The sequence below is a fragment of the Acinetobacter lactucae genome (genome assembly GCF_013344765.1).
Classification (GTDB): domain Bacteria; phylum Pseudomonadota; class Gammaproteobacteria; order Pseudomonadales; family Moraxellaceae; genus Acinetobacter; species Acinetobacter lactucae_A.
On the sequence record NZ_JABVBF010000116.1, the window covers coordinates 1 to 11,236 of the forward strand.

Annotated in this window: 12 protein-coding genes and 1 pseudogene; 9 read left to right on the forward strand and 4 right to left on the reverse strand. The window is 37.0% G+C overall.

What is annotated here, in order from left to right:
* Positions 1-88: 88 nt before the first annotated feature.
* The 3 genes from moaB to HUN22_RS11990 form a co-directional block, all read right to left on the reverse strand.
* A complete protein-coding gene (moaB, locus tag HUN22_RS11980; protein WP_217488157.1) occupies positions 89-589 on the reverse strand; it encodes a molybdenum cofactor biosynthesis protein B in 501 nt (166 codons plus the stop codon).
* A 296-nt stretch (positions 590-885) separates the two neighbouring features.
* Entirely contained in the window at positions 886-1,296 is a 411-nt protein-coding gene (locus HUN22_RS11985; RefSeq protein WP_174729610.1) for a Fur family transcriptional regulator, read from the reverse strand.
* Positions 1,297-1,315: 19 nt separating this feature from the next.
* Positions 1,316-2,035: a D-Ala-D-Ala carboxypeptidase family metallohydrolase gene (locus tag HUN22_RS11990; RefSeq protein ID WP_174729631.1), complete on the reverse strand. Its 720-nt coding sequence runs from the start codon at positions 2,033-2,035 to the stop codon at positions 1,316-1,318.
* Positions 2,036-2,225: 190 nt separating this feature from the next.
* Between HUN22_RS11990 and cysS the strand changes: the two genes are divergently transcribed.
* The 7 genes from cysS (at position 2,226) to thrS (ending at position 9,387) form a co-directional block, all read left to right on the forward strand.
* Positions 2,226-3,674 (forward strand): cysteine--tRNA ligase, encoded by a 1,449-nt coding sequence (gene cysS / locus HUN22_RS11995; protein ID WP_174729613.1) that lies wholly within the window; start codon positions 2,226-2,228, stop codon positions 3,672-3,674.
* Positions 3,675-3,687: 13 nt separating this feature from the next.
* Positions 3,688-4,110 (forward strand): ferric iron uptake transcriptional regulator, encoded by a 423-nt coding sequence (fur, locus tag HUN22_RS12000; protein WP_086399745.1) that lies wholly within the window; start codon positions 3,688-3,690, stop codon positions 4,108-4,110.
* 95 nt (positions 4,111-4,205) lie between these two features.
* Positions 4,206-5,111 carry a GTP cyclohydrolase FolE2 gene (gene folE2 / locus HUN22_RS12005; protein ID WP_086399744.1) on the forward strand — a complete coding sequence of 302 codons (906 nt, stop codon included), beginning with the start codon at positions 4,206-4,208 and terminating at the stop codon, positions 5,109-5,111.
* Complete coding sequence (hisI, locus tag HUN22_RS12010; protein ID WP_086399743.1) at positions 5,105-5,524, forward strand: phosphoribosyl-AMP cyclohydrolase; 420 nt, start codon at positions 5,105-5,107, stop codon at positions 5,522-5,524. The genes folE2 and hisI overlap by 7 nt, the downstream gene beginning before the upstream one ends.
* 12 nt (positions 5,525-5,536) lie before the next feature.
* A complete protein-coding gene (locus HUN22_RS12015; RefSeq protein ID WP_174729616.1) occupies positions 5,537-6,097 on the forward strand; it encodes a carbonate dehydratase in 561 nt (186 codons plus the stop codon).
* Positions 6,087-7,442, forward strand: coding sequence for a dihydroorotase (locus HUN22_RS12020; protein ID WP_174729619.1), 1,356 nt, complete (start codon positions 6,087-6,089; stop codon positions 7,440-7,442). The genes HUN22_RS12015 and HUN22_RS12020 overlap by 11 nt, the downstream gene beginning before the upstream one ends.
* 31 nt (positions 7,443-7,473) lie before the next feature.
* Positions 7,474-9,387, forward strand: coding sequence for a threonine--tRNA ligase (thrS, locus tag HUN22_RS12025; protein ID WP_174729622.1), 1,914 nt, complete (start codon positions 7,474-7,476; stop codon positions 9,385-9,387).
* A 145-nt stretch (positions 9,388-9,532) separates the two neighbouring features.
* Here the strand turns inward: thrS and HUN22_RS12030 are convergent, their stop codons facing one another.
* On the reverse strand, positions 9,533-10,417 hold the full coding sequence (locus HUN22_RS12030) for a LysR substrate-binding domain-containing protein (RefSeq protein WP_174729625.1): 885 nt from the start codon (positions 10,415-10,417) through the stop codon (positions 9,533-9,535).
* 192 nt (positions 10,418-10,609) lie between these two features.
* Between HUN22_RS12030 and HUN22_RS18380 the strand changes: the two are divergent.
* Together HUN22_RS18380 and HUN22_RS12040 are read left to right on the forward strand one after the other, a co-directional pair.
* Positions 10,610-10,827 (forward strand): annotated as a pseudogene (locus HUN22_RS18380) (carboxymuconolactone decarboxylase family protein).
* Positions 10,818-11,228 carry a tautomerase family protein gene (locus HUN22_RS12040; protein WP_174729628.1) on the forward strand — a complete coding sequence of 137 codons (411 nt, stop codon included), beginning with the start codon at positions 10,818-10,820 and terminating at the stop codon, positions 11,226-11,228. Before HUN22_RS18380 ends, HUN22_RS12040 begins: the two are co-directional and overlap by 10 nt.
* Positions 11,229-11,236: the final 8 nt, after the last annotated feature.

The following is an 11,236-nucleotide window of genomic DNA, read 5'->3' on the forward strand; positions in this document are numbered from 1 at the left end:
GAATTGATATAGCTTGAAATTCACATCTCACATCAGACTTTTTCTGTAAAATACACACTTCTGCCACAATGGGCTATTTAGTAAACATTTATTGTTTATAGAAATGCTCAACAAAATTACACGGTTTTGTTGTTGCATCTAATTGATTTTTTAAAATCATTTCCCAAGCTGTTTTACAAGCATTAGTTGATCCAGGTAAACAGAAAATACCTGTATGATTTGCTATTCCTGCCAATGCTCGTGACTGAATCGTTGCCATGCCAATCTCTGACAGTGATATAGCTCTAAATACTTCTCCAAATCCATCTATAAATTTATCAAACAATACTGATACTGCTTCCGGAGTAACATCACGTTCATAGAAACCAGTTCCACCAGTAATAAGAATAACCGATATCTGAGCATCTGTAATCCATTGACTGACCAAAGACCGAATTTGATAACGATCGTCTAGGCAAATTTGACGAGATAAAACTTGATGCCCTGCCTGATGTACCGCAGTTTCTAGATAGTCACCTGATTTATCATTCTCAATGGTCCTCGTATCTGACACAGTTAAAATTGCAATATTTAAAGCCTGAAAGCTCATAGTCATATCTAAACCTATATGTATGTGAAGAAATAAATTTTGTATCGTTTAAAAATATTAATGATCACTTAGTAAGCCAGCATAAAATTATTGAATAGAATAGATTCATTCATATCCATACCAAAAACCTGCAAACTCTTGATTAGAAAAAATAAAAGAAGCGTCATGAGTAAAATGCTCGTCTTTTACGATTCACAAAAACTTTATCTAAATCCACCTTACCAAATTCAGAAGCTTCATAATTACGGGTAATTTAAGTGGGGTGGATAAAGAAAGATCCATTGGCTTTCTCACTTTTATGTTAATAAATGACTATTATGTTTGGAAAAACACAAAGCACATTGACCAGCAAGCTCTACATATTGATGTCTAGAGTTAAAGTTTTGAAGAAGAATAGACTGTTCAATCACGAGAGCAAGCTGAGGTGAATCAATGATCTCTACTGCCTGACAATCTGTACAAATTGTGACGAGCAAACAGGTTTTTTTATTTTTTAACTCATACGCTAAATATTTATTCAATGTATCAAGTTTAAGAATCAACCCATGCCCTGATAGTTTGTTCAAAATACGATAAATTTGTACTGGAGATTGTAGCCCAAAAGATTTTGCCCTTTCTAATAAGGCATAAGCACTCATTGCTTTCTGCTCATTTTGCAAAATAGATAAGACTTTTAGTTGTGCAGTGCTAAGTTTTAATTCATTCATCTACTTTCTCTTCATTATTTTAATTAGACAAGAGCTGAGTGACACAAGGTGACGACATTCGATGATGATCTGGTCCCCATGTGCGATATCCGACACTATCAATATGAATTTGTCCAGAAGCATATACCCCGAGCCCCATATTTAAAGCTTCACCATTTTCAGCCCAAAATTGACACAATTTATTTTTTGTTTGCTGGATTACCCAGAGTTCTTCTGATGACGGCTGCTCAGAACCAATTCGAAAATCGAGTGCTGCATTAAAAACATGCCGCGAAGAATCGACACCTCTCGAGCAACGGTTCAAATTATAGTTTCGATAAACAGAAGTGACTGTAAAATCATCAATCACCTTGGCCTCAACCAACTTCTTTAAAATGGTAAGTGTAGGAACAATATTGTTCCAAATTTCCTGAGGTGGTATTTCATATTCCGACGCACCACAACTTTGCCAATCTCTTGCTGTTTGAAATAACTCAAATTCAGGAATAATACCCAGTAAATTATGCTGTTTTAAAAATGCTTGGTAACGGGCAGCTTGGACTTTATGTGAAGGTTGTGAAAGCCAATGCCAATAAGCTATAGGAACAGTTTTTGAATATAATTGATTCGAATGTACAGATTTATGGCTTGGTGCCGTATGTTGTACAGAGGCATTAAAAGGGTAAATCCATTCCCCTGTGTGTTTCTGGGTACAGGCAGAAAGAAAGAAAACTAAACTTATAATTAAAAAATTCTTCATCATCATTTATTTCAATCTCTATTTTTTGAATGCTTAATTTGCAATTTTAATAAGATTGCCCCCTTTAATGTTATGTTATAACATAACTATAATATTGAAAAGTTTTTCTGACTCTCAACTTAAAAGAAGAAGGTTACTTTTTCTATTTAATTCTGACTTGCACTTTATAGAGCATTAATTGGGAAAAAAGATGTCCGATTTGTATATTTATAACGCTGAAACTCGATCCAAAGAGCAGTTTAAGCCTATCGTAGCAAACGAAATCAAACTCTATGTTTGTGGGATCACTGTTTATGATTATTGTCATATTGGACATGCCCGAACCATGATTGCATTTGACTTTATTGTTCGCTTTTTAAGATCACAAGGCTGGAAAGTAAAATATATTCGCAATATTACCGATATTGATGACAAAATTATTCAGAGGGCCCAAGAAAATAATGAATCTATCGGCGAATTAACGGATCGCTATATTCGTGCGATGCATGAAGATTTTCATACATTAGGATGCGTTTCTCCCGATGCTGAGCCTAAAGCAACTGATGCTATTGAAAATATTCAGCATCTCATTCAAGCCTTACTCAAGAAAAAACATGCCTACCAAACATCAAATGGTGATATTTATTTTTCTGTTGAGAGCTATCCTAACTATGGCCGATTATCAGGTCGGAAATTAGAAGATATGCAAGTAGGTGCAAGCCAACGTGTATGCTTAGAAGCAGAAAAGCATCATCCATTTGACTTTGTACTGTGGAAGGCTTCTAAACCTGATGAACCTACGTGGAAATCACCTTGGGGGAATGGTCGACCTGGTTGGCATATTGAATGTTCAGCTATGTCGATGTGTCATTTGGGTAATCATTTCGATATTCATGGTGGTGGTGGGGATTTACTATTCCCACATCATGAAAATGAGATTGCACAAAGTGAAGCGGCAACTGGAAAAAAATATGTAAATTACTGGTTACACACAGGCTTCATTAATGTAAATGGAGAGAAAATGTCAAAATCATTAGGTAATTTTCTCTCCATTCGTGATTTACTCAAATCCTATCATCCTGAAGTTATACGCTTACTAATGATCGGTTCTCATTATCGTAATCCTATCGATTTTTCTGATCGTATTATGATGGATACAAAGAAAACACTATTACGCTTCTACCAAGCCTTTTATCGTGCACAGCCTTTTATTAACTCAAGTAAAAGCTTGGAGCAATTTGAATATTCGAGTCACTCAGCCCTTGTCAGATTTAATCAAGCGATGAACGATGATTTTAATACGCCCGAAGCATTAGTCGTTTGTTTTGATCTATTAAAGCAACTGAATATAGCCATAAAAGAGAATAACCAACAACAAGTTGTTGCAAACTACAAATTACTTCTTTGGATTGGCAATATTCTAAATATTTTTCAACTAGATCCAAAAAAAATATTAAAACAATCAACTATTGGACAGAGTGTTCGCATTTCCAAATTAGAGATCCATCAAGCAATTTTGGCACGAGATACAGCACGGGCTAATAAACAATATGCTTTAGCAGATCGAATTCGACAACAGCTACTTGAGAAAGGCATCGTATTAGAGGACACACCAACCCAAACAACTTGGAAAATGCGATCAACAATGACGCAAGAATGAAAGGTTTATACATATGACTATTAACAATCAAGATCTTAGAAAAGCAGGATTGAAGGTCACCCTGCCCCGACTCAAAATATTACAAATATTGGAAAATTCAATTCCTCACCATTTAAGTGCTGAAGAGATTTATAAAAAACTTTTAGAACAAGGTGAAGATGTCGGTTTAGCTACGGTTTATCGTGTTTTAACCCAGTTTGAAATGGCAGGCATTATACAGCGCCATAACTTTGATCATAATCACGCCATATTTGAAATGAAACAAGAAACGAATCATGATCATTTAGTCTGCCGAGAAACAAACCAAATTATTGAATTTAAAAATGAGGAAATTGAGAAAATACTGCTAGATATTGCAGAAAAACATCATTTTACGTTAACTGGACATTCCCTAATCTTATTTGGATATTGTAAAAACACCCAAACATCAGATTAAAGTCAATCAATCATTAACTCCAGTTCATGTTGTACTAGAAACAACACTCATTAAATGTTATGTTATAACATAACATTTAATACTTACATCCCAATATGAATGCCTCTCAACTACCAGATATCTCATCTGAGCCATTTCTACAAATAAATACCTACCCTCTTGATTGGGTGGGTATGGAAAATATTGCTTTACCTTTGTATCTGCATAATACCTTGTGTTCAAGCCAGGTGAATGCCTATGTAAGCCTAGACGATCCGAATGCTAAGGGCATTCATATGTCGCGACTCTATACCCGTCTGTTAAACTTAAGCTCAGCTCGAGATTTGACCTTAAATCATCTGCAACAGGCCTTGCAAGATTTTCTATTTAGCCATCAGCAACTTTCCAAACATGCTCGTATCGATATTCAAAGTGAACTTCAAATAGAGCGACCGGCTTTAATTAGCCAGTTATCAGGATGGAAAAGCTATCCATTTAGCTTGTCATGTGAATTAAAACAACAATCTTTTCAGGCAGAGCTGACACTGGAAATTCCTTATTCTTCTACATGTCCGTGTTCTGCGGCACTGGCACGTGACCTGATCCAAAAAAGTTTTCAGAAAGCTGTTCACTCCCAACAATTAGATATCACAAAAATGGATGACATTGTTGCTTGGCTTGGTACAACTGATGCGATTGTTGCAACCCCTCACAGCCAAAGAAGTTTTGCTCAACTGAAATTTAAGTTAGCTAAAAATTTAGACTCAATCCCTTTTATGGCATTAATCAATCATGCTGAACAGGCACTGGCAACACCTGTGCAGACCGCTGTAAAGCGCATGGATGAGCAAGCTTTTGCCTTGGCAAATGGCCAAAACCTGATGTTCTGTGAGGATGCCTTACGCCGTTTGTTTGCAGCATTTGAGGGTTATCCTTATATCTCAGGTTTTCATTTTAAAGTCATTCATGCGGAAAGTTTGCATGCACATGATGCAGTTGCGCAAGGCTCATGGCGATGGTAAATCAATCTATCTTCATGCAAATGGAACAAGGGAAACTAGGACAGTCTTATGACTTTGCCACAGTGATTGAGGCCATTCCATGGAATCCAGACGGTTTAATTACAGCAATAGCACAAGATATTAAAACTAAAGATGTACTGATGCTGGCCTGGATCAATCGTGATGCTTTGCTAGAAACATTAACAACCAAACAAGTCTGTTATTGGTCACGTTCCCGTCAATGTCTGTGGCGTAAAGGCGAAAGTTCTGGACATCGTCAAAAACTGGTTGAAGCCCGACTAGATTGTGACGGTGACAGTATTTTGTTTTTAGTGGAACAGTCTGGGGCAGCATGCCATACCTATCGTCCCAACTGTTTTTATATTGGTTTAGTAGGTAATCACGCCACAATTCTAACTCAACCCATGATTTAAATAGGTAAGGCTATGATTCGTAAAAATCCATCTGGGCATCTCCCTGTTATTGACCAATCTGCTTATATTGATCAAACCGCGATTATTTGTGGCAAAGTCATCATTGAGGCCAATGTATTTGTTGGTCCTTATGCAGTCATCCGTGCGGATGAAGTAGATGAAAACGGCGAAATGCAACCCATCATCATCGGTAAAAACTCAAACATTCAAGATGGTGTTGTCATTCATTCAAAGGCAGGTGCTCAGGTTACGATTGGACATAATTCATCTATTGCCCATCGTTCAATTATCCATGGTCCTTGTGTGATTGGTAACCACGTATTCGTTGGATTTAACAGTGTCTTATTCAATTGTAAAGTGGGTGATCATAGTGCCGTCCGCCATAATGCAGTGGTTGATGGTCGCGATTTACCAGCATCATTTTATGTACCTGCGATGAGCTATATTAATGCTCAAACTGACTTAAGCCAGTACCCACCGATCAATATTTCTATAAGTGAATTTTCCGAAAGTGTAGTGAATACCAATATTGAGTTGGTACAGGGTTATAAGGCATTACAAAATGAATTTTAGACAGTTACCCGATCTGATTATTCGCAATGCCAATATCGTGAATGAGGGACATTGCCAGATTGGAGATGTACTTATTCAGCAAGGACGAATCAGCAAAATCCAGCCGAGCATCACAGGAATCCACAATGCCAAGTCAATAGAGGCAAATGGTGCATGGCTTGTTCCTGGCATGATTGACGATCAAGTACATTTCCGTGATCCAGGTTCACCACCTAAAGGGAGTTTTGAATCTGAATCGATGGCAGCGGCTGTGGGTGGCATTACCAGTGTGATGGATATGCCAAATACCAATCCACCGACTCTTGATTTAACAGCTTTAGAGCAAAAAAAAGAAATTGCCGCTAAACATAGCATGACAAACTATGCTTTTCACTTTGGTGTAAGTGCCGATAATTTAGAGATTATTGAACAGCTTGATCCTAAATCAGTCAGTGGCGTAAAGGTCTTTATGGGAGCATCAACAGGTAATATGCTAGTTGATGACCCACAGGTGCTGGAACGCTTATTTGCAAATGTTCCCACTATTTTACTCACGCATTGTGAATATACACCACGTATCAAACAGCTTGAACAAAAGTATCGCCAAAAATATGGTGAAGATATCCCTGCGATTTTTCATCCAAAAATCCGAGATAAACAAGCTTGTTTTGAGAGCTCACGTTTAGCTGTTTCCCTAGCAGAAAAATACGGTACGCAATTACACGTTTTACATATCACTACCGCCAAAGAGTTGTGCTTATTTAAGAATCTACCTTTGGATAAAAAACATATTACTGCTGAAGTTTGTATTCATCATTTAAGTTTTGATGATGGAGATTATTCTGATTTAGGGCACCTGATTAAATGTAACCCTGCTATTAAAACCGCCAGTGATAAACAGGCGTTGATTGAAGCTATAGCTCACAGCAATCGTCTGGATATTATCGGTACAGATCACGCACCGCACACATGGCAAGAAAAACAGCAATCATATTTTAATGCCCCATCAGGTTTGCCTTTAGTACAACATGCCTTACCTGCCTTAATGGAGCTCGTTGCAGACCAACAGCTCTCGATTGAAACATTGGTACAGAAAACTTCACATCAGGTTGCCGATTTATTTCTCATCAAAGAGCGCGGTTATATCCGTGAGGGTTATTGGGCAGATTTGGTCTTGATAAGGGAAAATCAGAATCAACAATCTGTTTCTGAACAACAGAATTTTATGCGATGTAACTGGACACCGTTCCAGAATAAAACTTTCCGCTATCTGGTTGATAGCACCATCATTTCCGGACAACTAGCATGGCATCAGCAACAGCTTTTTCTGAATTGTAAGGGACACGCCTTAGAGATTGACCGCTAGCTTTTTAATTTATTGATTTAGATTGTTTTTTATGAATATTCAACTTGTTTTACTTGGCACATCATATCAGCTTGAATTGCCACAACCATTGTCGATTGCAGAAATTTTAGCGCATCATAAACCACACGGCTATAAAAAAGCTTTTCTAGCTAAAGTTGACCAACACTATGTTGATTTCAATCATCTGATTACAGATGATTGCCATATCGAATTACTTCATCTAAATGATGTAACTACACTCAATATCTTGCGTCATTCCTATGCCTATTTACTGGCACAAGCCGTACAACAATTATATCCTTTAGCTCAATCAGTAGAATATCAAATTACTGAACATGGACTGTATTTTGATTTTGCTGACACCCCACATTTTAACCCCGAAGATATACAAAAAATTGAATTAAAAATGAATGAATGGGTACAACAGAATGTTGAAATCCATACTCAGATCATCAGCAAGCAACACGCCATTCATCAGTTCCAACACCAAAAATTCAAACTGCAAGTTTTACAAAAAATCCCTGATAAAACAAATTTTTACCTTGTTAAACAACAAAATTTTTCAGATGTTTATTTTTATCCACTGGTTAGTAATTCTGCATTACTGGAAAATTTTAAAATCACCAATATTTCAGGGGCTTATTGGCAAGGCGATGCCAATCAACCAATGTTGCAGCGAATTTATTTAACGTGTTGGGCAGAACAAAAACAATTAAAATATTATCTTAAACAACAGGAAGAAGCTGCCAAAAGAGACCATCGCAAACTGGCACAACAACTTGACCTACTACATTTTGATGATAAAGCACCTGGGGCAGTTTTCTGGCATGCTAAAGGCTGGAAATTATTTCAGCTTTTAACCGACTACTTACGACAACAACAAGACGATGCTGGCTATATCGAGGTTAATACACCTGATGTTATGGATCGTGAGCTGTGGGAAATTTCGGGACATTGGCAAAATTATCGCCAAAATATGTTTATCACCCAAACCGAAGATCATCGAGTATATGCACTTAAACCAATGAGTTGTCCTGGTTCAGTATGTTTATATGCACACAAATTGAGAAGCTATCGGGACTTACCCTTACGCATGGCAGAATTTGGTAAAGTCCATCGCTATGAACCATCGGGTTCTTTACATGGATTAATGCGTGTTCGACATTTTACCCAAGATGATGCTCATATTTTTTGTACAGAAAACCAACTTTTATCAGAGTGTAAAGATACAATTTCCCTCATTTATAAAATTTATCAACAATTTGGTTTTAATGATGTCTCGATCAAATTATCCACACGACCAGACCATCGTGTAGGTACAGAAGAAATCTGGGATTTCTTAGAAAATACGCTAAAACAATCTCTCGAACAGCTTGATATCTCTTACACTTTAAATATTGGTGAAGGTGCATTTTATGGCCCTAAACTTGAATTTACGTTAAAAGATGCAATCGGTCGTGAATGGCAATGCGGTACGATTCAGGTTGATTTAAATTTACCAGAACGTTTTGATATTCATTACATTGATGAAAACAATCAAAAACAACGTCCTGTGATGTTGCATCGGGCTTTATTTGGTTCCCTAGAACGTTTTATTGGGATTCTGATCGAACACTATATGGGACATTTTCCATTTTTGCTTGCACCAGTTCAAATCGCAATTTTACCTATCACAGATGCGCAACATGTTTATGCTCAACAGGTCCAGCAATTGCTTAAACAATATGGCTTCAGGGCAACCTTAGATTTAAGTCAAACGAAATTGAACTATAAAATTCGTGAAAATACGCTACAGAAAGTGCCTTACCTAATCATTATCGGTGAGCAAGAAATGCAACAATCTTGTGTGCGAATACGTTTACAAAATGGCGAGGATTTAGGTGAAGTTCAATTTGATGAGTTATTTAACTTCTTCAAAACGTATCTTATGCACCTAGATAACTAGAATAAGCCTTTCAATTTTAGTGTGTGTTCATCAGGATTTATGACATATCCAAATGAACTCACGACTAATTAACATGAAATAAAGACTCACATTGAAGATTATCATCTAGCCTTTTTGCTCTTCCCCTTTTTTATAGATAAAAGATTTACTGAAGGTTGTGTTCAATATATTTTTGAAATTGCTGAACAATATAACCAGATTCTAATTTTGAATTGGAATAAAGACCAAATGATAAAGATTTAAGTTGAGGTAATTCAGCACTGTTTAAAATTTTGATATCTGAAGGTATTTGAAATAATGATCTCAAACTTATTCCTATACCAGCACGTATCGCGGGCCACAAAGCCTGTACAGAATTGCACTCATAGGCAATGTGCCACTCCAAGTCCTTCTCTTCAAGCGCCTGAATTGCCATTTGTCTTAGAATACAAGGCTGCTGTAATACAACCAATGGAATCGAAGATCCAGTTTCAAGAGTCTGCTGGATGTGTGGATGAGAACAAAATAACCACTCTGTTTCTACATTCTGCAATTCATAAAAATTTTCACGGGCTTCATCTTGTTGCCAGATGAGAGCCAAATCCAGCTCTTGTTTTTGTACTTTTTCTAATAAATTAAAATTTCGGTCAACCTGAATTTGAAACTGCACTTTAGGATATTGCAACATGAACTGAGCAATTAATTGTTGTAACGTACCTTCAGCAAAATCTTCTTGTAATCCAAATCGAATAATCCCTGTCGCTTGAGTCTGGTGAAGTTGTAAAAGTACCCTATCATTCATTGCCAACACACTTTTCGCATGACTAAATAATAATTCACCGCTCGGTGTTAACTCCAACAATCTTCCGTTTTTTCTTAATAATTGGCAGCCAGTCTGCTGCTCTAATTTTTTTAATTGAGCACTAATCGCAGCCGGAGAGCGACATAAGTTTTGAGCAGCCAAATAAAAACTGCCTAGCTCGATTCCTTTAACAAATGAACGTAAGGCATCTAAATCAAGATTGGTCGGAAGTTTGGCATAATCATTCATAAAAACCGAATTATTAGTTGGAAAAATTTTGATTTTTTTAACTATACCAAACTGCCATATTAGCAACAACATCCCCCGACGCAGAGTTTTAAGATGTTTAGGAAAATTGATATTCATAATTTGGAAATGATTTCGCCCAAGCTTTATGAGTTCGGCAAAGACTATTTATTTGCAGATATCTGGCAAAGACAGATGCTTGATACTCAAACACGTTGTCTTATTACGATCTCGGCACTCATTTTGCAAGGGCGTTATTCACAGCTCGAATGGCATATAAAAATGCCTTAACTGAAGGCATCACGAAAGAACAAATTATTGAAGTGATTACCCACCTTGCTTTCTATGCAGGACTGCCCACCGCTATTTCAGCGCTTGAACATATGCCAGAGGAGATATGGTCATGCCCATGATTCGCTTTACAACCAGTTATGCATATACAGATCATGAAAAAGCTCAAATATCGAAAATTGTACAGACTTGTATGGAAAGTTATTTTGATACTCCTCCAAATGATTGCTTTCATTTCTTTGAGCATTTAGCTCAAGGCAATATATATGTTGATCCTGATTATTGGGTTAAAACAGCACGTACTGAAAAATTCATCTTACTTTATATCACCTCAGGCAAGCCCCGAACGGCGCAACAAAAATCAGATTTAATGCTGCATGTTACGGCACAGCTTAAACAGAATTTTGATGTTCCAGAACAAGATGTCATGTTTGTGATTGTGCAAAATAGCGCAGAAGATTGGTGCTTTGGTCATGCGCAACGAGCAGATATTTACTTAAAAATGTTAGCTTCGAAACATTAATTTAAAAG